Genomic DNA, 22425 nt, shown 5'->3' with positions numbered 1-22425 from the left:
AATTATTAATTTCGCAGTATCAATATACAAAACAAAAACAGGTTAAAATGAAAAAATTACTTATTGCAGGTGCTATAATGCTGGGCTGCTTAACAACAAACGCTCAGGTGCAGACTCCAATGGCAAGTCCGTCAGCAAAAATTGAACAGACTGTGGGTCTTACAAATGTTAAAATTGATTATTCTCGTCCAAGTGCCAGAGGAAGGTCAGTTTACGGTGAGTTAGTTCCTTTCGGGAAATTATGGAGAACAGGTGCGAATACCAACACTGTTATTACTTTTAGTGACGACGTGGTTATTGACGGTAAAACACTTCCAAAAGGAGAATATGCATTATATACATTACCAAAGGCAGATAGTTGGGATATTATTTTTTATAACGATACTCACAACTGGGGATTACCTGAAAAATGGGATGAGAAAAAAGAAGTTTTAAGAACTACAGTTAAACCAGAATTTCTTCCTAAAAATATAGAAACGTTTACTATCAATATTGCTGATCTTGATAATGACTTTGCTAACCTTGAACTGTCATGGGAGAGAACTAAGGTTACTTTAAAGTTCGTCGTTCCTACTAAAGAAAAAGCTATTGAAAGTATTGAAACAGCTATGGCGGGACCAAGCGCTAGCGATTATTTCTCTGCAGCTCAATATTACTACCAGTCTAACGCTGATATGAATAAGGCTTTAGAGTGGATTAATAATTCTATCGCTAAAACACCAAGCGGACAGGATGTTCCTTTTTACATCTTAAGACAAAAATCTCTTATACAGGCTAAAATGGGAGACAAGAAAGGTGCTATTGAAACAGCAAAACAATCGTTAGCTGGAGCTGAAAAAGCAAACAACTACGATTATGTGAAAATGAATAAGGACTCTATCCTTGAATGGAGCAGAAAGTAATTTTTTCAAAATAATAAATTAAAAAAGGCAGGTTGTAAAACCTGCCTTTTTTAATTTATGCTTCCTGCATTGGTTTATTTTTATCCAGAAACGGTTGTAATATCAATGATAAGAATATAGTCAACATAGCACCTATAAAGTTAAGCCACAGGTAACCTATATGATCTGTTCGTACATAATCGTACCATATATAAATAACTGCTGTTTGTGTTATTAAAGCTCCCCAAAATATTGCCTGCGCTTTTATGTATTTAATATAGAAAGCAACAAGGAAAATACCCAGTACGGTTCCGTAGAAAATAGAACCGATTATGTTTACCAGCTGGATAAGGTTTTCAAACAAGGTGCCCACACAGGCAAACAGTATGGCTATAACTCCCCATAAAAGGGTAAACATTTTAGTAGCATTTACATAATGCTTCTCTGATTTTTGCCCTACATTACGCTTATAAATATCTATTGCGGTAGTAGATGCTAGGGCGTTTAGACCTGAAGCTGACGACGACATTGCAGCCGAGAATATTACAGCAAGGAGTAATCCTACAAGGCCTCTTGGCAAAAAGTTTAATATAAAGTATAGAAAAACATAATCCTTATCGTTGGTTTCGGCTTTCTCATTCACCTTTTTGATTAATCCTTTTGCTTTATCCCTAAGGCTTTTTTCTCTTGCGTTAAGGGTAACCATTTTATTATGGAGTTCCTTGTTGTCGTAGTCCTGATTAAGCTGATTTACATAAATCATACTTATTTCCTTTTTCTCCAGGGCAAGGTCTTCAAGCTGTTTTTCAAGTCCGGCATACTCATCACTGTATTGTGACTCCTTTAAAACTTTAACGTTATTAGGGTTAAAGTGTAGCGGTGCCGAGTGGAACTGGAAGAAAATAAAAACCATTACACCTATAAGCAGTATAAAAAACTGCATTGGTACTTTTAATAGTCCGTTCATTATAAGTCCCATCTGGCTTTCCCTGATAGATTTCCCTGATAAGTAACGTTGTACCTGAGACTGGTCGGTCCCGAAATAAGCCAGCATCAAAAAGAAACCTCCGGCAATACCACTCCAAATGGTGTATTTTTCGGCAGGGTCAAAAGAGAAATCAACAATATTCATTTTATCGTTAGCACCTGCAATATGTAATGCATTGGCAAAACTAAGTTCGTCAGGCAGGTAACTAAGGATAATAAAGAAAGTAATTATCATACCCGACATGATTACAAACATCTGTTGCTTTTGGGTAACATTTACAGCCTTTGTACCACCGGAAAAGGTATAAATAATAACCAGTACACCTATAACAAGGTTCATAAGGTTAAGATTCCATCCTAAAAGTGATGACAGAATAATGGCCGGTGCATAAATGGTTAGCCCTGTACCTAGTCCTCTTTGAATTAAAAATATTATTGAAGCAAGCGAACGGGTTTTAAGGTCAAATCGTTGTTCTAAAAACTCGTAGGCAGTAAAAACTTTTAATTTATGATACAGAGGGATAAAGGTGATACATATAACTACCATTGCCAAAGGCATACCAAAGTAAAACTGTACAAAGCCCATACCATCATGGTATGCCTGCCCGGGTGTAGATAAAAAGGTAATGGCACTGGCTTGTGTAGCCATAACCGATAGTCCTACTGTCCACCACGGTGTTTCGTTATTTCCAAGTATAAATTCCTCTACGTTTTTACTGCCACGGGTTTTCATAACACCGTAAACAACAATAAAAAGTAGTGTAACCGAAAGTATAATCCAGTCTATTGCCTGCATCTATGTAAATATTTGCATTATAAAATAAAACACTAGTATGTAGATAACGTTAAGTAGTATTACTAACGAATAACTTTTTTTCCAAGCATTGGGATTATCTTTCATACAATTCTTTTTTTAGCTTTAAATAGGACTGGTAAACATTGTATTTGTTACACCAGCCATTAACTTTATTTGCCCAGTGCAATTATGTTTGCCATGAGCCTGTAAGCTCCGGAAACTCCTTCAGGTAACTCTCTGAAAAAGCTCAATCCGGTATAAATATAATAACCTTTTCCGTGCTTTGCTATAAGCAGCGCTCCTTTTTTAGGCGACTCTCCTTTATCATGAGACGATAGGATAGGAGTAAATTCCGCTCCCCATTCATCAGGATAATATAATCCCTGTTCCTGTACCCAGCCTTTAAAATCGTTTTCAGTTATCTTATTAGGTTTGTTTAAAACAGGACTTTCGGGTGCTAAAAAGGTAACTTCAGCATCTTCTTCAGTAACCCTGTCTCTTGATATACGAAGATGATAAGGAGCAAAATCCCTGATAGATAAATGGCCTGTGGTATTATATTGTACAATCATATTACCACCTTCTTTCACATAATCAAAAAGAATTTGCTGTTTGTATACCAAATCATCAAGTACATTATAGGCACGGATACCTACAACAACAGCATCAAAATCTTTAATTATATCAGGACTAATTAACGACGGACTTAATAAACTTACTTCATATCCCATTTGCCTCAGGCTTTCAGGAACGTTATCTCCCGCACCCATTATATAGGCAATTTTTCTGCCTTTAATTTCAATGTCTGCTTTTGTAAACTTAGCTGTAGATGGTAGTAACACCTGTTGTTTTGCAATATGTGGATAATCTATAATTACCTGTTCTCTATCATATTGTTTATTGTTAACTAAAGCTATACTTTCAGCAACTGCTTCTTCAGGATGTGACGGAGGAGTAACCTCAAATGATACTGTTAGTTCACTTCCTTTGTTTTCCAGGTTAAACGGAATTGAAGCAGGACTTACCTTCCAGGTATCAGGTAGTTTTAATTGAAGCTCGCCGTTACAGTTGTCTCTACCGGCACTTATTTTAACTTCTACAGTCTGCTTTTTGTTATCTTTAAACAATTGTACCTTATTAAGAATTTTTGTTGTTACAGCCGGGACTACATCAAAAGGTTGATACACTTCGCCAAAAGCAGGATCATTGTATTTATATACCAATTCTCTTCTAAAAGGGATTATTATACCGTCTATTTCAACTTCAAAACTTATATATAATTCCCTTATAATATCGGGTATACCTATTTTCTCCTGATTATTCACAGTATACATACCCTTATTCCCTTTTTCTTTAAGCCAATAAGGTGAAGTATATTCTATGTTCTGAGGGATGGTAACCGTAAAGCTATCGCCTTTATCTACATTGTTTTGTAACGGAATATTATGAATAAAGGTCTCATCATCAGGATAAACTGTAACAGACTTTAAAGTCATTGGTACTGCACTACGGTTAATGGCTTCCCAGTTTATGGTTATTTCACTACCCGGTGTTGCCGACTGGCTATTGGCTACTGCTTCAACAAACAGTCCGCTGCATGCAGCAATAATATCTTTTATTTCTTTTGTTTTTATCTCCTTCCAGTATTCGTCATCAAGAGCCTGTATGTCTTTATAAACACTTATCAAAGCAGGTAATGAAGTCGAAGGATTTTTGAAATCGTAGTTGTCGAGTATATTTTGAACGGCTTTACCTATTTTCTTTCCGTTTTTAACCCTGTTCCATGAAGTGTCTATACCTTCAAAAAGGTTTTGTTTATCCTTTAGATTGTCACCTTTTATCAGCTCAAGGTATTCCATATCATCCCCGCGTGCTCCAGTAGTACCAAAACCCTGTGAACGGTGCCTGCTACGGCTAAGTGCTGCTATTTCCTGATTGGATTTACCAAGCATAGGGTAGTATACTCCTGTAGAAAGGTTTATATATTTTGATTTATCGGCTTTATCAAACTGTTCTTTTCCGCCAAAAAACCACCACGATACATTAAAAAACACACGCTGTGTTTGCCAGGTATTTACAAATTTAAGTTGGCCGGGAGCATAGTTAGGATCGTTCGCTAAACCAAAAGCTTCCTGAGTAAGCATTGCGGATGAAGTGTGATGCCCATGTGTAGTACCAGGTGTACGGTGGTCAAAACGGTTAATAATAATATCCGGTCTGAATTTCCTGATTATCCATACCATATCCTGCAATACTTCTTCCTTATCCCATATTTGTAAGGTTTCATCAGGCACTTTAGAGAAGCCGAAATCATTGGCACGACTAAAAAACTGTTCGCCACCATCAATCTTTCGGGCTTCAATCAGTTCCTGTGTACGGATAACACCTAATAACTCCCTTAATTCAAGTCCTATAAGGTTTTGTCCACCATCACCACGAGTTAGGGCTAGATAGCCGGTACGAGCCATTTTTTCGTTTGAAAGAAATGAAATAAGCCTTGTGTTCTCGTCATCAGGGTGAGCAGCTATATATAATGCTGTACCTAAAAAGTTAAGTTTTTCAATTTTATGATAAATCTCTACTGATGATGGTTTTTGTGGCTGCTGTGCAAACACAGAAACATAAAAGAAGAGTAGGAGGTAACTAAAATGTTTATGCATAGTTATAACAGGCGTTTAGCCCTATGATTATTTTGTAAAAGAAACTAAATGCTGATAGACCTTATCTACAGGTAAGCCTACAACATTTACATATGAACCTTCAATTTTTGCAATGGCGACAAGTCCTATCCATTCCTGTATACCATAAGCTCCGGCTTTGTCATAAGGTCTGTAGTTTTCAAGATAATAGTTTATTTCCTCGTCTGTCAGTGTATTGAAGGTAACTTTTGTGGTTTCATTAAATGTTACTGATTTTGAACTGTTTTTAATACAGACTGATGTAATTACATCATGTGTATTACCCGATAATGATTTGAGCATCTCAAAAGCATCTTCCTTATCAGTTGGTTTTCCTAAAGCCTTATCCTTATGCCAAACAATGGTATCACTGGTAATAAGTATGTCATTATCAGAAAGTGTATCTGTAAGCGCTGCAGCTTTAAGTTCTACAAGGAAATCTGTAATTTCTTCTGCTTTTAAATGATCCGGGTATATTTCTTCAACATCTTTAAGACGTATTTCAAAATCAATATCCAGCTCTTTTAAAAACTGTTGCCTTCGGGGTGATCCTGAAGCAAGTATAATATTGTAATGTTTCAGTTTATCGTTAAGCATTATTTTGAATGTTAAAGGTTATAATTACTATGGATAGTGCAGCAAATGCAAGAACTATTTTTAATGTAAGGCTTAGCCTGTCAAAATCCTTATAAGTTTTAGCACTCCATAGTTTTATAATAAAGTAAATAAGCGGCCCTAATACAAATAACAATACATAAAGTAAGGCATATAAAAGCATTCCGCTTTCATTAACAAAATATGCATCAATATAGTAAAGTATCATAGCAACAGGTATAAGGTTAAGTGCTACCGTTATTTTAGCTATTCTGTTTTTTCCTAATGCAATGGGTAAAGTATTGATTCCGTTATTATAATCTTTATCAGTATCTCTAAGATTTTTTATTATCTCTCTTATAAAACTGATTATGAAAGCAAAAGCAGCATAATCCAGAAATATACTGAATATAGTAGCCATATATGGCTTATTTTCCGGCGTTATTGAAGGATATAAATTAAATACACCAATTAACACGACGCTAACTGCTACAATGCACGCAACTATGATATTATTAATTACAATAGTATATTTTAAGCTTGTAGCATACAAATACATAGTACCGGATAATAATATAAACACAAGTGTATAGCCAGGAGTACCAATATAATTGGATATATAAAAGCCAATTCCCACACCTATAATATTAAGCCCAATGTAAAGGTTATATGCTATACCTTCGGATATTCCGTATTTTTTTTCAACATCATTATCAATTATGTTATTAATAAGAAAACCACCGGCTCCTATACATACAGCCGATATAGTTAGAAGTAAAAACTGAAGGTTATTTAATGCAAGCGGAAGACCAGCCTGCAGTTCTAAAAATCCATATCTGAATGTACAAAAGGCAAATGCAATAAGTAAAAGGTTTCCGTATCGTATAAGTCGGGCTGTTTTCATCAAGCTTATTTATTCCTGTTTGGTGTTGGTTTTTAATTTATTAATCGTACTTAGCATTAAAATGCTCCATCCATTTACCCTGTACTTTCATTACCTGCTCTATAACATCCCTTACGCATCCTGTACCACCGTTTTTATGAGATATATATTTACTAATCTCTTTAATTTCAGGAGCTGCATCCTGAGGGCACGTAGGTAAACCTACAAGTTTCATTACATGATAGTCAGGAATATCATCACCCATGTAAAGTACATTTTCGGGTTTTATGTTGTAAATATCGGTAAACTCATCAAAAGTTTCTACTTTATTTGGTACGCCTAAGTGAATATCTGTAATTCCTAAATTTCTTAACCTTACTCTTACACCTTCATTACTTCCTCCCGAAATGATACAAACCGTGTATCCGTTTTCTACAGCAGCCTTCATAGCATAACCGTCACGAATATTCATATTTCTTAGCATTTCTCCTGTAGGCGTTACGTGTATTGTACCATCGGTTAGTACGCCATCCACATCAAAAACAAATGTGGTAATATCGTTCATTATCTCTTTATAACTTTTTGACATTCTGTATAGATTGTGTAATTAACTTATATATTTCTTTTTGTGTATTGTTGTTTATAAAATTGATATGTTTATCAATAGTTTGCTTATCATTTCTTACAGCCGGACCTGTTTGAGCTGCTGTGGGATCCATTTGCTGTACTTTATCTGCCGTTTCAAGAATAAGAGGCTTCAGTATCTCAAACGGAATGTTGTGTTCATCACATACGTTTTTGCCCTGTACATACATATGATTCACAAAATTGCTCACAAATACGGCAGCAACATGCAGTGCTTTTCGTTGTTCTGAACTTATATTGTATACGCTTTGAGAAATGTAGTTGGCAAGTTGTTCTAAAATAGTATAATCTTTCTCAAATTCGCTTTCCAAACATAATGGAACTGTACTGAAATTTACAGCCTTATTTTTTGAAAATGTTTGTAGCGGATAAAAAACACCACGTCTGTTCTTACTGTTTAACTGCTCTAAAGCTACACTTCCGGAGGTATGTACTACAAGCCTGTTAGTAAACGGTAGGGAGGAGGACACCTGTGCAATAGCATCATCTGTTACCGAAATAATATATATATCGGCATTAGTAATTTCATTAAAAGAGGCGGTAGTTTTCTCTTTGTCAATAATATGATATAAATTTTCAGGATTACGGGCATAAACCTGAACCAACTGTACAGTTTCACTGTCTTTAAAGACAGATATGAGATGCTGCGCCACATTACCGCTACCTATAACTACTACTTTTAACATGGAGGCTAAATTATTAAAAAAAAGCTGGCTTAAAAAAAATGCCAGCTTTATATATTATTGTATTTATTCTTCTTTAATCCATGTGTTATCTGTAGCATCGATATCCGGTAAAAAACGTCCAGGGTCTATATCTACAATTTTTACTTTTTTAGGTGATTTAAGCAGATATTTCCATTCGTTATCTCTTTGCCATACCTCTACCGGAAGGGTTTTTATTTCGCTTGAATTATCTTCATAGAAAATTTTAAACACTACCGGCATTGGTATATCGCCTTTGTTTATAAATGTTATGATGGTAGAGTCGTCATCGTATTGCGAAACTTTAGCTATGCCTAAATCCACATTACCGTTACCTACAAACCATCCTTTCCAAAACCAGTTAAGGTTTTCTCCCGCTACATTTTCAATGCAGTTATAAAAATCTGATGGTTGAGGGTGTTTAAATGCCCATTTATTGATATAGGTTTTAAAAGCATTATCAAAACGTTCATGCCCTAAAATATATTCACGAAGCATAATAAGTCCGGTTGCAGGCTTATAGTAAGCAGTATATCCAAGGTTCATTGCTTTTGCAACATCAGGGTAGGTAGAGATACTTTCTCTTCCTTTCCATCTAAACCACATCACCCTGTTACGGCTTTTCGCTACATCCGAAGTGTATTCACCATTATTAAAATTAACAGTACTATAGTAGTTTATAAAAGTATTGAAACCTTCGTCCATCCATGCATAACGGCGTTCGTTAGAACCAACTATCATAGGGAACCAGTTGTGCCCGAACTCGTGGTCGGTTACATCCCATAAATCAGCACCCCAGCTTTTAGCATGACAAAAAGAAACACCGGGATATTCCATACCTCCTGCATTTGAGGCTACATTTACCGCGTTAGGATATGGGTATTCGTACCACATAGACGAATAATGTTCTATTGAACCTTTAGTATATTCGGTTGAACGACTCCACCTGTCATTACCATCACTTTCTTTTGTGTAAACCGACTGTGCCATTGCTTTTTTACCGCTTGGCAAATTAATGCGTGCTGCATCCCAAATAAAGTTTTTAGCTGCCGCAAAAGCTACATCACGTGTATTTTCCATTTTAAAATGCCAGGTTAGCTTCCCGTTTTGTACAGGTCGTGTAATACTGGTATTCCCAACTTCCTCTGGCGATATGATATAAACTGTTTTATCGCTCTCAGAAGCTTGTTCAAGCCTGTTCATCTCGTTCTTTGTAAGTACATCTTTAGCATTTACAAGCTCTCCCGAGCCTACTACAATAAAGTTGTATGGAACAGTTACTTTATAATCAAAGTTACCGTATTCAACATAAAATTCACCAGCCCCAAGATAAGGTTCGGTATTCCAGCCTACAACATCATCATAAACAGCAGCTCTTGGATACCATTGTGCCATAGAGTAGGTAGTACCGTTTTCTGTTTTGTATTGTCCCATTCTGTCCATTCCTTCTTCCGGAATTTTGAATTCAAAATTCATGGAAACAGTTGCTTTACCACCGTTTGCTTTGATTGGGTTATCAAAAAATACCTGCATACGGGTATCGCTAATTAGGTATTTCCCTGATTCTTTACCCTTTGATTTGGCTACAAGATTGGTAATTGTAAGTCCGCCATTAGTATCGCCCGAATATCTGTTTCCGGCAATAGGGGTGGTAAGTGTACCTCTTGAATCTTCGGTAAAACGGTTTTGTTCTACATACATCCATACATACTCCAGTTCCTGCGGACTATTATTATGGTATGTCATTGTCATTTTACCTTTAAGTATATTGTTTACATCATCGAGTTCGGCCTCAATGACATAGTCGGCACTGTTTTGCCAGTATTCAGGTCCGGGAATCCCCGATGCAGAGCGGTATACATTACCACGCCTGTACATAAAATCGTCAAACTTATTTTGGTTGTTAGCATCAACTTCCTGAGCAAAAGCAGTAATACCCAAAAAGCCGGCTAAAAGAGTACAATAAATTCTTTTCATTAAAATATGGTTGTTTAGTTTTCTTTTAGTTTGTATTCAGTTTTGATTTTAATTTCACAAAAGCCATCCCTGAAAGCCATAATTTGTAAAAAGTCATAAAGTTAATGCAATACATTATAATGCGACATTACGGCAGTGTAGTTTTAAAGAATTTTATTTTTTAAAAGCTTTTGAAGCAAAAATAACTAAAGAGATTCTGTAAAAACAGCCTCAAACAGAAATTTCCTTAATTTTTAATCGTTAAAATAAACTTTAAAAATGAAGTTTTGAGTACTTTTGCATCAATTTAAAAACCATTTTCCGCTTCACAACATGGATAAAGTTATTTCCTTTCTTTCTTCTACACGTTTAATGGCCGTTCTCTTTATCGTTTTTGCTTTTGCAATGGGAGTAGGTACATTTATAGAAGATGCTTATAATACCGAAACAGCCCGATTATACATTTACAATGCAAAATGGTTTGAAGCCATTATGCTCATTTTTGTAATAAACTTTATAGGTAACATAAAACGTTACCAATTACATAAAAAAGAGAAGTGGGCTACTCTTTTACTTCACCTTTCATTTATCTTCATTATTTTGGGTGCAGGTATAACCAGATATATTAGTTATGAAGGTATGATGCCTATTAGAGAAGGCGCTACCGAAAGTCATTTTTATTCTGATAAAGCTTATTTAACTGTAATGGTTGATGGTGAATATCAGGGTGAAATGAGAAGAAGAACTTTTGAAAAACACCTTTTGATGACTCCCGAAGGTGATAAGCCTTGGTTTATAAGTATGCTGGGGAGTAATCACTTTACCATGAACGAAGAGTTTAATGGTATTCCTTTTACTATTGAGTATAAAGATTATATACTTGGTGCTAAAGATACTATTGTAGAAGATAAAGACGGTGTTAACTATATAAAGATGGTTGAAGCCGGAGACGGAGGACGCCATGAGCACTACCTTAAAGAGGGCGAAGTACAAAGTATTCACAACATCCTTTATGCTTTTAACAAACCTACACAGGGTGCAGTAAATATTACTTCTGTAAATGATATATACATGCTACAGTCATCTTTTGGAGGTGATTTTATGCGTATGGCTGATAGGATGGAGGGTGTGGTGTATGCCGACTCTATACAACCGTTAATGTTCAGGTCGTTATATAATGTTGCAGGCTCACGATTTGTATTCCCAGATGCACCTATTAAAGGTAAAATGGTATACAAGTCAAACGGCGACTATAAAACAAAAGAAGACGGCGCTCTTACTATCGTAGTTAAAAACGAGGGAGTAGAAAAAGAGGTTACACTTGTAGGTGGTAAACAAAAAATGGGAGTACCACAGTCTATCAAGATAGGTAGTCTTGAATATACTTTTATATACGGAAGTAAAACATATGAGCTTCCTTTTAGTATAAAACTTAATGATTTTATTGCCGACAAATATCCGGGTACAGAATCAAGTTATTCTTCTTTTGAAAGTAAAGTTACTGTTATAGATCAGGAACAAAATAATACTTTTGATTCTCATATATATATGAATAATATTCTGGATTATCGTGGCTACCGTTTCTTTCAGGCAGGGTTTGACCCGGATGAAAAAGGAACTAAGCTTTCTGTTAATCATGATGTAGCAGGAACATGGACGAGTTACATAGGGTATTTTCTTTTATACATTGGGTTAATGGCTTTACTTTTTGATAAAAACACACGTTTTGGTGATTTAAAGAAAAAACTTAAAAAGATAGAAGAGAAAAAACAAAAAATATTAGCAGTATTAATGTTATTTATTGGTTTGAGTGGATATTCACAGCACATTCATGACAAACCAACTGAAAAGCAGTTAGACTCTATAATAGAGAAGTATAAGGTAAGTGAAGAGCATGCTGCTAAATTTGGTCGTATTATTATACAGGATGCCGGAGGTAGAATGAAGCCTGTAAATACATTCTCGTCAGAACTTTTAAGAAAAGTTAGTAAAAGTGATACTTATAAGGATATGAATGCCGATCAGGTTTTTATATCAATTACACATTTACCTGAAGTTTGGTACAACGTACCTATAATCTATCTTAAGAGAGGAAATGATAGTTTGCGTATAGTTGCAGGTGTTGATAAGAAAGCTAAATATGCTTCACTTGCCGATTTCTTTGATGAGCAGGGTAATTATAAACTGTCTCATACATTAGAAAGAGCTTACAGGGAAACAATTCCTAATCAGTTTGATAAGGATTATATGGATATTGATAAAAAAATCAATCTTCTGTATTCTGCGCTTAGCGGAAGTATTCTAAGAGTTTTTCCTGTACCAAATGACCCTAATAATAAATGGGTTTCTTATTTAGAAGCTTCTGAAATACAAAACGAAGATCTTCAAAAGATAAAGAACGTACTTCCTTATTATGCTCAGTCGTTAGAGGCTGCAACTGAAAAAAAAGACTATGCTATGCCAAATAGCCTGATAGAGGGATTAACTAACTATCAACATAAATTTGGAGGTGAACTCATGCCGTCAGATAAAAAAATTGATACAGAGATATTATATAATAAATATGATATTTTTAAAAATTTGTTTGAATGGTACATGTATGCAGGTGTATTAATGTTATTTTTTGTAATTATTAATATATTCTATAGAAGAAAATGGGTTAAATACACTGTAAACTTTTTCCATGGTATTGTTGGTTTGCTTTTTATACTGCATACAATTGGATTAATTGCACGTTGGTATATATCAGGGCATGCTCCTTGGAGTAATGCTTATGAATCAGTAATTTATGTAGGTTGGGCAACCGCATTTTTTGGATTAGCTTTTGGAAGACAGTCGAAACTTACAATTGCATCAGCAGGCTTTGTAGCTTCAATTATACTAATGGTTGCCCACTGGAACTGGACAGACCCTGAAATAGGTAACTTAGTACCAGTACTTAACTCTTACTGGTTAATGATTCACGTTGCGGTAATTGTAGCGAGTTATGGCCCGTTCACTCTGGGTATGATACTTGGGCTTGTTTCTATGTTACTAATGATTTTCACTAATAATAAAAATAAAGTGGAAATGGACTTAAACATAAAAGAAATAACATACATCACAGAAATGGCTTTAACGGTAGGTTTAGTTATGCTTACTATAGGTAACTTCCTTGGCGGGCAATGGGCTAACGAAAGTTGGGGACGATACTGGGGATGGGATCCAAAAGAAACTTGGGCACTAGTAAGTATTATGGTATATGCTTTTGTAATACATATGCGCTTGGTTCCTGGTTTAAGAGGACGTTGGGCATTTAGTTTCTTCAGTGTCCTGGCTTTCGCTTCTATATTAATGACTTATTTTGGTGTAAACTTCTATCTTACAGGTTTACACTCTTATGCAAGTGGAGAGGTGAGAACACCTTCATATTTCTTCTGGATGGCTCTTGGAGCATTGATAATAGGAGCAATATCCTTTGTACAATACAAAAAACATTACTCTAAGAAATAATTAATAACAAAAAAGCCTCTTTAAAAAGAGGCTTTTTTATCGGGCTTTTTTATGATGATGTTTATTTCGGGTTTCACTGTAATGGTTTTTAACGGTATTGATAAACTGGAGTATTATACCCAGTCCCATAAGTATATAAACAATAGTGAACATTTTGCCTAAATCGGTTTGTGGAGAAAAATCGCCATAACCAATGGTAGTAAGGGTAATTACTGAGAAGTAAAGGGAATCAACAATACTCCAGCCCTCTATAAAATGGTAAGAAATTGTACCAACTATCAGTATTATGGTGGTGGTATACAGTAAATCCCTGTATTCCCTGTTTTTTAAAAAACTGGTAATGGTATTAAAAAACAACATATTTAGTATATTTATATATAGACTTTAAATATACTCAATTCTTTAGCTTAAGCGAATTTTTATTTAATTTTACAGTAAAATAAAACCATGAAAAAAATAGCAATATTAGCCTGTTCAATTGTACTTTTTGCTTCCTGCAAAAATAACACACAGGATACAACAACTGAAACAACCGAGACTGCACAGGCAGTTGAAAATCCAACAAACATGTCTAAAGAAAACATATACCAGTTTAAAGTACAGGATCTTTATGGTAAAGAGTTTGACTTCTCTACACTTAAAGGTAAAAAAGTAATTGTAGTAAACACCGCTTCAAAATGTGGATTGACTCCGCAGTATGAAGAACTGGAAGCTCTTTATAAAGAATATCAGGATAAAGGTCTTGTTATTGTAGGTTTCCCTGCAAATAACTTTGCCAGCCAGGAACCGGGTACTAATCAGGAGATTGCTGCTTTTTGTGAACAAAACTACGGTGTAAGTTTTCCTATGATGTCTAAAATATCTGTAAAAGGTGAGGATATGGCTCCTATATACCAGTTTCTTACACAAAAGGATAAAAACGGGCTTCAGGATAGTGAGGTGGAATGGAACTTCCAAAAATACCTTATCAATACTAACGGAGAATTGGAAAAAGTGGTTAGCCCGCGTACTACTCCAAAAGATCCTGAAATTGTAAACTGGATTAACTCATAACGGGTTGTTTTAGTTTACACCCGCATTTATAATCTAGAATATACACATAATGATGTACCCAACAATACCTTTGGCACAAAGCATTATTGAAATTTGTCGTGCTAAGGGAATCACTGATATTGTAATATCTCCGGGGTCGCGCAATGCACCTCTAACTATAGGTTTTGCAACTAATCCGGCTTTTAAGTGCTATAGTATAGCCGATGAACGCTGTGCAGCATTTTTTGCTACAGGTATGGCACAACAGCTTAAAAAACCGGTAGCTGTACTGTGTACTTCGGGTTCTGCATTACTTAATTATTATCCTGCTGTAGCAGAGGCTTTTTACAGCCAAATTCCGATTGTAATAATATCTGCCGACAGGCCGCATGATAAGATTGACATAGGGGACGGACAGACCATTCGTCAGGAAAATGTATATGCCAATCATATCGTTTATTCAGCCAATCTTCAGGAAGAGGCTTCTGCCGAAAATGATAATAAGATTAATGTAGCTATAGAAAAAGCGATTAGCGAAAAAGGTCCTGTACATATAAATGCTCCGTTTGAAGAGCCTTTATATGATACTACAGATCAGCTTACGGTTGAACCTAAAATACTTGATGTTTCTTTTGAGAATTCTTTTAGTGAGGATTTGAGTCCGTTTGTAGAAAAATGGAACCTTGCTAAAAAGAAACTGGTTTTAGTAGGTGTAAACCAACCAAACTCAATTGATAGAGAAATACTGGAGCATCTTGCAGAAGATCCTTCTGTAGTGGTAATGACTGAGACTACTTCAAATATCCATCATAAAAAATTTTTAAACAGTATTGATGTTATAATCACACCGTTTAAGGAAGAAGACTTTAAGGCATTTTGCCCGGACATACTTGTTACCTTTGGCGGAATGGTAGTATCAAAAAGGATTAAAGCCTTTTTAAGAAAATACAAACCTCACGATCACTGGCACATTGATACACTAAGGGCTTATGATACCTTTGGAGTACTTACCAAGCATTTTTTAGCTGAACCAAATACATTTTTAAATCGTTTTTTACCGGCTACACATTTTGTTGAGAGTAGTTACAACCACAGAGTTCAGGAAATAAAAGCATACAGGAAACTGAAACATGATGAATACATGACTCAGATTCCGTTTAGTGATTTCAAGGTATTTGAATCGGTTCTTACATCATTACCTGAAAATTCACAGGTACAGATAAGTAACAGTTCTGCCATACGATACATGCAGCTTTTTGATATGAAACCATCGGTTGAAGTGTTTTGCAACAGAGGAACCAGTGGTATAGACGGCTGTACATCTACCGCGATTGGTGCTGCCGTAGCCAGTGGTAAAGAAAACATTCTTATCACGGGAGACGTAAGTTTCTTTTACGACAGTAATGCGCTTTGGAACAGTTATATCCCGAAAGATTTTAAAATTCTGCTTATCAATAACGGTGGTGGGGGTATATTCAGGATATTACCGGGACATAGGGAAACAGCTGTGTTTAATACCTATTTTGAGACCGAACACAACCTAACAGGAGAACATCTTGCAAAAATGTTTGGTTTTGAATATTCTCAGGCACATAACCTGGAAGAACTTAACAGTAACCTTGAAGCATTTTTCACTAAATCTGATAGTCCGAAAATACTTGAAGTATTTACCCCTGTAAAAGAGAACGACCAGATATTAAAACAATATTTTAAAGAATTAGCCTAAGCTAAAACTTCGTACATTTATATAATAAACCACATAGGATGATTGAGATAGGACAATATAATACGTTAAAAATACAAAGAGATACCAGTGTTGGTTTATACTTAACTGATGGTAGTAAGGATGTTTTATTACCTAATAAGTATGTACCCCGTAAATTTGAAGTAGGGGATGAGTTGGCTGTTTTTGTATATCTTGATCATGAGGAAAGGTTAGTAGCTACTACATTAAAGCCATATATTACTTTAAATGATTTTGCATATTTAAGAGTAAGCTACATCAATAAATTTGGAGCATTTGTAGACTGGGGACTTGAAAAAGACTTGTTTGTACCTTTTAAGGAACAGGCAAGACCTATGGAAAAAAGCAAACGCTACCTAATTCATATGCATATTGATGATAAAACAGGTCGCTTAGTAGGTTCAAGCAGAACCAGTAAATTTTTGAGTAATGAAGTGCTTACTGTTGAGGAAGGTGAGGAAGTAGATTTAATTATTTCGCACATTACTGAGATGGGTATCAATGTCATTATTAATGGTAAACACAAAGGTCTTTTATATAAAGATGAAGTATATCAGGATTTGCGTACGGGCGACAGGGTAATCGGTTATGTAAAACTTATTCGCCCTGATAATAAAATAGATATTACGCTTCAAAAAGGCGGTGCCGATAGTATTGAGCCAAATGCTCAATATATACTGGAAGAGCTTCGTGAAAGCCGTGGATTTATAAGACTGAACGATAACAGTCATCCTGAGGATATAAAAACAGTGCTTAAAATGAGTAAAAAAGCGTTTAAAAAAGCAATTGGTTCTTTATATAAACAAAGGCTAATTGAGATTAAAGAAGACGGTATTCATCTTATAAGCGAATAAAAAATATCACCATGTCACTACATAACTTTAAAAACTGGACTGACAGTTTAACGGAAGAAGATATAAAACACCCAGTATTGTTTATAGGGCATGGCTCTCCCATGAATGGTATTGAGGATAACGAGTTTTCGCAAACCTGGGCCAAAATGGGAAAAGAAGTTACAAGGCCTAAAGCTGTAATAGTAGTATCTGCCCACTGGTTAACACGTGGCACTCATGTTACAGCTATGGAAGAGCCTAAAACCATTCATGATTTTGGTGGCTTTCCTCAGGCTTTATTTGATGTAGAATATCCTGCTAAGGGTAGTCCTGAACTGGCAAAGGAAACAGCTAACTTAATCACAAGTACAGATGTTGGACTGGATCACGACTGGGGGCTTGACCACGGTACATGGACAGTGGTAAGGCACATGTATCCGGATGCTGATATTCCGGTTTTACAGTTAAGTATTGATTACGGTAAGCCTGCTGAATATCATTATAATCTGGCAAAGCAGCTTTCAACATTAAGAAAGAAAGGTGTATTGATTATAGGTAGCGGTAATATGGTGCACAACCTTCGTATGATAGACTGGCGCAAGCTTAATGAACCAAACTATGGTTTTGACTGGGCTATTGAAATGAATGATATTTTCAAACTGAAAATACAGGGTGGCGACCACAAAGCTCTTATGGAGTATGAAAAACTCAGTAAGTCTGCTAAACTGGCAATCCCAACACCAGATCATTATTATCCGTTAATGTATATACTGGGACTACAGGATAATAAAGATGAACTAAGCTTTTTTAATGATAAGCTTGTAGGAGGTTCATTAAATATGACTTCGGTAAAAATAGGATAGATAACTCCTTAATCAAATAAATCTTCGTCGGCATCTTTCATAGGGTAAGTACCAAATAAAGGTGCCAGCTTAGATACTTTATATGGCTTATAGCTAAACTTGTTAGAAAGCGCTATAATAGTTACAGTATCTTTCTTTAAAGTAACGTAAGACGATGTGTTACCATGCCACCAACCATTGTGGTAAAACAACTTTTCACCTGTTTTCCACTCACGTAACCTGATTCCAAGTCCGTAATTTTTTATTCCTTTGGTTTCGTAACTATAGCCTTTAAATACTTTTTTTACAAGGTCGGGGTTTAAAAAATCATCTGAATAGGTTGCCATGTCAAACTTCAGTAAATCCCTTGGGGTAGAGTAAATGTTTTTATCTCCGTATATATCATCAAGGAAATCAAACTTATATAAAACATTATTCCCTTTATAGGAAAGACTTGCTGTGTCTTTATGTTTTTCGTAATCAAAAACATAAGTATCATTCATGCCAAGAGGTTCAAATATTATCTTCTTCATGGCATCCCTGTAATTCATATGGGTTACTTTTTCTATAACCAGTGCTAGCACAGCATAGTTAGTATTACAGTAACCAAACTTCTTATCGGGTTTAAAGTATAGATCAAATTTATGCTTAGCCATTAAATCCAGTATATCCTGATTTTTAAGCATACTTCTGTCCCAAATTTCAGCATTATCACAAAAATAGGCATAGTTAGGCAGTCCGCTTCTGTGATTTAAAAGCATTTTTATGGTAATATCTTCATAAGGAAATTCAGGTAATATTGCATTAACCTTTTGATCCAGCTCCAGTTTCTTAAAATCAATTAATTTTAATACAACGGCAGCAGTGAGTACTTTACTAACCGAGGCTAAATGCAGTGCAGTATGTGAGTTAATTTCTTCTTTAGTACTCCTGTTAGCTATTCCGCCATAGGTTTCATAGAGTACCTGTCCGTTTTTTGCAACAAGAAATCCTCCGCTTAGGTTATTTCTTGGCCAAATATGATTATAAAAATTATCAATACTCTCATATTTTGAATCTACAAAAGCCTGTGGAACCTTATTAAGTGTAATATCTAATGGCTTTATTCTTAAAATTGTATCTTTTACTTCTTTCTTAACTTCATGATGTGCCAACGTACGTTTTTCCTTTTTACAAGAGGCCAGGATAAATAATACTATGAGAGGGATGAATTTTAAAAACTTCATTATGCTAATCTGTGTATTCTAAACTGTTTAAATAGGGGTGGAAACGCAAATATAACTAAACATTAGATTATTATCCCTGTTTTCTTCAAAGGTTAACACTTAAAATAATGGATTATTGTATGTTTTTCACATAAAAAACTGAATAAAAGTAATTTATAACAGTCATTATGACTATATTTTTTTAGCTTATTCAAATTTATTGGCAAATGCAAAAAATCCCGTATTTTTACGGGAAATATTAAAGACACATGAGTACTATAGACTGGAAAACAGTAAAGGAATTTGAAGATATTACCTATAAAAAATGTAATGGTGTTGCCCGTATAGCCTTTAACAGGCCGGATGTACGCAATGCCTTTAGACCTAAAACAACCAGCGAACTTTTTGAAGCTTTTCTTGATGCAAGGGAAGATACCTCGATAGGAGTAGTGTTACTTTCTGCAGAAGGTCCTTCTTCTAAAGACGGAGTATATTCATTTTGTAGCGGAGGTGACCAGAAGGCTCGCGGACATCAGGGTTATGTAGGTGACGATGGGATGCACAGGTTAAATATTCTTGAAGTACAACGACTAATTCGCTTTATGCCAAAAGTGGTAATTGCCGTAGTACCGGGATGGGCAGTAGGTGGCGGGCACAGCCTTCATGTGATTTGTGACCTTACACTTGCCAGTAAAGAACATGCCATATTCAAACAAACTGATGCTGATGTAACTAGTTTTGATGGCGGATACGGATCGGCTTACTTAGCTAAAATGGTAGGACAGAAACGTGCCCGTGAGATATTCTTTTTAGGAAGAAACTATTCGGCTCAGGAAGCTTATGAAATGGGGATGGTTAATGCTGTTATTCCTCATGCTGAGCTTGAAGATACTGCATACGAGTGGGCTCAGGAAATACTGGACAAATCGCCTACATCTATTAAGATGCTTAAATTTGCCTTTAACCTAACTGATGACGGAATGGTTGGACAACAGGTATTTGCAGGAGAAGCTACCCGCTTAACTTATATGACCGAAGAGGCAAAAGAGGGGCGTGATGCTTTCCTTGAAAAAAGAAAGCCTAATTTTAGGGATATTAAATGGATACCATAAATAACGACTTTACAAATAATGTAATAGATACTGCTTCCCTGCCTAAGTTTGAGGAAGCAGTACTTACTACATTACATCCTGATTATAAAAAGATAATGTACTTTAATGTTGGTATAGTTTATTTAATACTGGCTATTGCTATTGGAGCAGTATGTTATTTTAACGAACAAGTACATCCCTATATAGTTCCCGCAGTTATTGTTTACGTTTTACTACTGATAATAACTATTGTGTTTGTAAACCTTAGTTTTAAAAACAGGGGATATGCCTTCAGAGCACACGATGTTATTTATAAAAATGGCGTACTGGCTACTACAACTACAATTATACCTTATAACCGTGTGCAGCATGTTGCACTACATGAGGGTATTTTGTCACGCAAATTCGGACTGGCAGCCATAGAGGTTTTTACAGCAGGCGGTGATAGTAGTGATGTAAAAATAGCCGGTATTGAAAAAGAACAGGCCGAAAGTATTAAACAGCTTTTGGTTGGAAAAATATTAAAACAGAGTACTCCTAATGAAGAGTGATTTCAGTAAACCACAACGACAGTCACTTGTAGGTGTTGTAGTAATGTTTGCCGATACACTTAGAGGTGTAATCAAAGGGCTATGGCCTTTACTTATTGTTTGGATATTCAGGCTAAAGGATTATGATAAATTCTCTGTTATAGCAGGGGCGGTTGCTATCATTGTTTTGGTGGCAGTTATAGCCTATCTTAAATATCTTAACTTCACTTTTTTCCTTGACGAAAAGAATCAGGAATTTGTTATACGTCACGGAATACTAAACAAGAGTAGGTTAGCTATTCCTTTAGATAAGATACAGCAAGTAAATATAAATCAGTCACTTATACAACGTATAATTAACGTACATGCACTTGAGGTTGATACTGCCGGAAGCAGTAAAAAAGAGGTTTCCATAAGAGCAATAAATCATGATTTGGCATTATTGCTTAAAGAACGACTTCTGGAAAATGAATATGAAACAAATGATGATTTTACCAGCGAAGAAGGGGAAGTAAAAGTAAAAACGAGAAGTACTGAAAAAGAACATCCGTTTATACAAATTAGTCTTCTTACACTTTTTAAAACCGGAATAACCTCAAACTACACCCGTAGTTTTGCCCTTCTTTTTGCATTTGTAATAACAACTTATCAATATATTGAAGATTTTATTGAGGCTGCTGGTTATGAAGAAGATACTTTAGATAGCTATTTCGATCCTGAGTTACTCCTTAGGTTTATTACCTTTATTATTGTTGGCATATTATTTCTAACCCTGTTTATAAATCTTGGGCGTACTATAATACGTTATTTTGATTTTAAAATAACCCGAAAACAGAACTCGTTACTTTTATCTCACGGACTGTTAAGTACTAAGAGTACTATAATACGTCCGGAAAAAGTACAGCTATTGGTTATTGGCAGAAACTTTTTCCAAAAAAAACTGGGAATACAGGATATAAGAATAAGTCAGGCATTTAATCAGAGTACTAATAAAAAACAACTACAGTCGGCCATAGAAATTCCCGGATGTGATGATAATGAAAGAGATACACTGCTTAAATTTCTTCTCAATAAAATTCCGGAGAAAGGCGTAGCACTTAAACCAAGTATCAGGAAACTGATATTTATGATAATAAAGTCGCTTGTAATACCAATTGGAGTATTTTTCTTTATTTCATATTTATCTCCCGAAATGAGGGATTATATAATATTCTTACCAATATATATTATTTTTGTAGGCCTGATTGTATTTTTCTCTTTTAGAAATTACAGGCTTTTTGTGAATAATGATTTCATTATAAAAAAGGGGGGAGCCTGGGATGTGGATACACAAATACTGGCGCCTCATAAAATTCAGGGTATAAGCCTTACCCAGTATTTTTGGCATAAAAGTTCGGATATAGGTATTGTTACCCTTCATACAGCAGGAGGGAACCTTGTTTTCGGGCTTACCAATTACACAAAGCTAAAAGAGCTTACTAACTACTGGTTGTATCAGGTTGAAACAACCGATAAGAACTGGATGTAATAAT

General features: G+C 35.4%; 18 protein-coding genes. 9 read left to right on the top strand and 9 right to left on the bottom strand.

Features of this window, described 5'->3' with window-relative positions; genetic code table 11:
• Positions 1–47 precede the first annotated feature (47 nt).
• Entirely contained in the window at positions 48–902 is an 855-nt protein-coding gene (locus tag Q763_RS03065) for a DUF2911 domain-containing protein (protein WP_035131077.1), read from the top strand.
• Positions 903–957: 55 nt separating this feature from the next.
• Here Q763_RS03065 and Q763_RS03060 read toward each other — a convergent pair whose 3' ends face one another.
• From Q763_RS03060 to Q763_RS03030, 7 genes are all read right to left on the bottom strand, one after another.
• The gene (locus Q763_RS03060) at positions 958–2664 is read right to left on the bottom strand and encodes a sodium:solute symporter (protein WP_035131076.1); all 1707 of its coding nucleotides are present in this window, start codon (positions 2662–2664) and stop codon (positions 958–960) included.
• Between the two features lie 170 nt (positions 2665–2834).
• Positions 2835–5324, bottom strand: coding sequence for a PIG-L family deacetylase (locus Q763_RS03055; protein ID WP_035131074.1), 2490 nt, complete (start codon positions 5322–5324; stop codon positions 2835–2837).
• A 27-nt stretch (positions 5325–5351) separates the two neighbouring features.
• Positions 5352–5939, bottom strand: a complete 588-nt coding sequence (locus Q763_RS03050) for a Maf-like protein (RefSeq protein ID WP_035131072.1) — start codon at positions 5937–5939, stop codon at positions 5352–5354.
• Positions 5932–6840, bottom strand: coding sequence for a geranylgeranylglycerol-phosphate geranylgeranyltransferase (locus Q763_RS03045; protein WP_052123204.1), 909 nt, complete (start codon positions 6838–6840; stop codon positions 5932–5934). The genes Q763_RS03050 and Q763_RS03045 overlap by 8 nt, the downstream gene beginning before the upstream one ends.
• Before the next feature lie 40 nt (positions 6841–6880).
• Positions 6881–7408, bottom strand: a complete 528-nt coding sequence (locus Q763_RS03040) for a KdsC family phosphatase (protein WP_035131070.1) — start codon at positions 7406–7408, stop codon at positions 6881–6883.
• Positions 7392–8150, bottom strand: a complete 759-nt coding sequence (locus tag Q763_RS03035; protein WP_035131068.1) for a Rossmann-like and DUF2520 domain-containing protein — start codon at positions 8148–8150, stop codon at positions 7392–7394. The genes Q763_RS03040 and Q763_RS03035 overlap by 17 nt, the downstream gene beginning before the upstream one ends.
• Before the next feature lie 63 nt (positions 8151–8213).
• Positions 8214–10145: a M1 family metallopeptidase gene (locus Q763_RS03030; RefSeq protein ID WP_035131066.1), complete on the bottom strand. Its 1932-nt coding sequence runs from the start codon at positions 10143–10145 to the stop codon at positions 8214–8216.
• A 312-nt stretch (positions 10146–10457) separates the two neighbouring features.
• Here Q763_RS03030 and ccsA point away from each other — a divergent pair, with 312 nt between their 5' ends.
• Positions 10458–13616, top strand: a complete 3159-nt coding sequence (gene ccsA, locus Q763_RS03025; RefSeq protein WP_035131064.1) for a cytochrome c biogenesis protein — start codon at positions 10458–10460, stop codon at positions 13614–13616.
• A gap of 36 nt (positions 13617–13652) precedes the next feature.
• Here ccsA and Q763_RS03020 read toward each other — a convergent pair whose 3' ends face one another.
• Positions 13653–13976 (bottom strand): potassium channel family protein, encoded by a 324-nt coding sequence (locus Q763_RS03020; protein WP_052123203.1) that lies wholly within the window; start codon positions 13974–13976, stop codon positions 13653–13655.
• An 87-nt stretch (positions 13977–14063) separates the two neighbouring features.
• Here Q763_RS03020 and Q763_RS03015 point away from each other — a divergent pair, with 87 nt between their 5' ends.
• From Q763_RS03015 to ygiD, 4 genes are read left to right on the top strand one after another with little or no spacing between them, the layout of a single operon-like run.
• A complete protein-coding gene (locus Q763_RS03015) occupies positions 14064–14669 on the top strand; it encodes a glutathione peroxidase (protein ID WP_035131062.1) in 606 nt (201 codons plus the stop codon).
• Between the two features lie 49 nt (positions 14670–14718).
• Positions 14719–16374, top strand: coding sequence for a 2-succinyl-5-enolpyruvyl-6-hydroxy-3-cyclohexene-1-carboxylic-acid synthase (menD, locus tag Q763_RS03010; protein ID WP_035131060.1), 1656 nt, complete (start codon positions 14719–14721; stop codon positions 16372–16374).
• A 38-nt stretch (positions 16375–16412) separates the two neighbouring features.
• Positions 16413–17246, top strand: coding sequence for a CvfB family protein (locus Q763_RS03005; RefSeq protein WP_035131058.1), 834 nt, complete (start codon positions 16413–16415; stop codon positions 17244–17246).
• A gap of 11 nt (positions 17247–17257) precedes the next feature.
• Positions 17258–18088 carry a 4,5-DOPA-extradiol-dioxygenase gene (gene ygiD / locus Q763_RS03000; RefSeq protein ID WP_035131056.1) on the top strand — a complete coding sequence of 277 codons (831 nt, stop codon included), beginning with the start codon at positions 17258–17260 and terminating at the stop codon, positions 18086–18088.
• An 8-nt stretch (positions 18089–18096) separates the two neighbouring features.
• Here ygiD and Q763_RS02995 read toward each other — a convergent pair whose 3' ends face one another.
• Positions 18097–19293: a serine hydrolase domain-containing protein gene (locus Q763_RS02995; RefSeq protein ID WP_035131054.1), complete on the bottom strand. Its 1197-nt coding sequence runs from the start codon at positions 19291–19293 to the stop codon at positions 18097–18099.
• 248 nt (positions 19294–19541) lie between these two features.
• Here Q763_RS02995 and Q763_RS02990 point away from each other — a divergent pair, with 248 nt between their 5' ends.
• Genes Q763_RS02990 through Q763_RS02980 form a run of 3 tightly spaced genes read left to right on the top strand, consistent with a single transcriptional unit; the run spans position 19542 to position 22421 of the window.
• Positions 19542–20384 carry a 1,4-dihydroxy-2-naphthoyl-CoA synthase gene (locus Q763_RS02990; RefSeq protein ID WP_035131053.1) on the top strand — a complete coding sequence of 281 codons (843 nt, stop codon included), beginning with the start codon at positions 19542–19544 and terminating at the stop codon, positions 20382–20384.
• Positions 20372–20914: a PH domain-containing protein gene (locus Q763_RS02985; RefSeq protein WP_035131051.1), complete on the top strand. Its 543-nt coding sequence runs from the start codon at positions 20372–20374 to the stop codon at positions 20912–20914. The genes Q763_RS02990 and Q763_RS02985 overlap by 13 nt, the downstream gene beginning before the upstream one ends.
• On the top strand, positions 20904–22421 hold the full coding sequence (locus Q763_RS02980; RefSeq protein ID WP_035131049.1) for a PH domain-containing protein: 1518 nt from the start codon (positions 20904–20906) through the stop codon (positions 22419–22421). The genes Q763_RS02985 and Q763_RS02980 overlap by 11 nt, the downstream gene beginning before the upstream one ends.
• Positions 22422–22425 lie beyond the last annotated feature (4 nt).

This window comes from Flavobacterium beibuense F44-8, from assembly GCF_000769915.1.
In the GTDB taxonomy this organism is placed as follows: Bacteria; Bacteroidota; Bacteroidia; order Flavobacteriales; family Flavobacteriaceae; genus Flavobacterium; species Flavobacterium beibuense.
This window is presented reverse-complemented; position numbering and strand designations above follow the sequence as displayed.

Bases quoted from the DNA above. Each gene is read 5' to 3' on its own strand.
- Q763_RS02995 (WP_035131054.1), bottom strand. From the start codon at position 19,293: ATGAAGTTTTTAAAATTCATCCCTCTCATAGTATTATTTATCCTGGCC.
- Q763_RS03050 (WP_035131072.1), bottom strand. From the start codon at position 5,939: ATGCTTAACGATAAACTGAAACATTACAATATTATACTTGCTTCAGGA.
- Q763_RS03035 (WP_035131068.1), bottom strand. From the start codon at position 8,150: ATGTTAAAAGTAGTAGTTATAGGTAGCGGTAATGTGGCGCAGCATCTC.
- Q763_RS03060 (WP_035131076.1), bottom strand. From the start codon at position 2,664: ATGCAGGCAATAGACTGGATTATACTTTCGGTTACACTACTTTTTATT.
- Q763_RS02990 (WP_035131053.1), top strand. From the start codon at position 19,542: ATGAGTACTATAGACTGGAAAACAGTAAAGGAATTTGAAGATATTACC.
- ccsA (WP_035131064.1), top strand. From the start codon at position 10,458: ATGGATAAAGTTATTTCCTTTCTTTCTTCTACACGTTTAATGGCCGTT.
- Q763_RS03015 (WP_035131062.1), top strand. From the start codon at position 14,064: ATGAAAAAAATAGCAATATTAGCCTGTTCAATTGTACTTTTTGCTTCC.
- ygiD (WP_035131056.1), top strand. From the start codon at position 17,258: ATGTCACTACATAACTTTAAAAACTGGACTGACAGTTTAACGGAAGAA.
- Q763_RS02980 (WP_035131049.1), top strand. From the start codon at position 20,904: ATGAAGAGTGATTTCAGTAAACCACAACGACAGTCACTTGTAGGTGTT.
- Q763_RS03030 (WP_035131066.1), bottom strand. From the start codon at position 10,145: ATGAAAAGAATTTATTGTACTCTTTTAGCCGGCTTTTTGGGTATTACT.
- Q763_RS03005 (WP_035131058.1), top strand. From the start codon at position 16,413: ATGATTGAGATAGGACAATATAATACGTTAAAAATACAAAGAGATACC.
- menD (WP_035131060.1), top strand. From the start codon at position 14,719: ATGATGTACCCAACAATACCTTTGGCACAAAGCATTATTGAAATTTGT.
- Q763_RS03045 (WP_052123204.1), bottom strand. From the start codon at position 6,840: ATGAAAACAGCCCGACTTATACGATACGGAAACCTTTTACTTATTGCA.
- Q763_RS02985 (WP_035131051.1), top strand. From the start codon at position 20,372: ATGGATACCATAAATAACGACTTTACAAATAATGTAATAGATACTGCT.
- Q763_RS03065 (WP_035131077.1), top strand. From the start codon at position 48: ATGAAAAAATTACTTATTGCAGGTGCTATAATGCTGGGCTGCTTAACA.
- Q763_RS03055 (WP_035131074.1), bottom strand. From the start codon at position 5,324: ATGCATAAACATTTTAGTTACCTCCTACTCTTCTTTTATGTTTCTGTG.
- Q763_RS03040 (WP_035131070.1), bottom strand. From the start codon at position 7,408: ATGTCAAAAAGTTATAAAGAGATAATGAACGATATTACCACATTTGTT.
- Q763_RS03020 (WP_052123203.1), bottom strand. From the start codon at position 13,976: ATGTTGTTTTTTAATACCATTACCAGTTTTTTAAAAAACAGGGAATAC.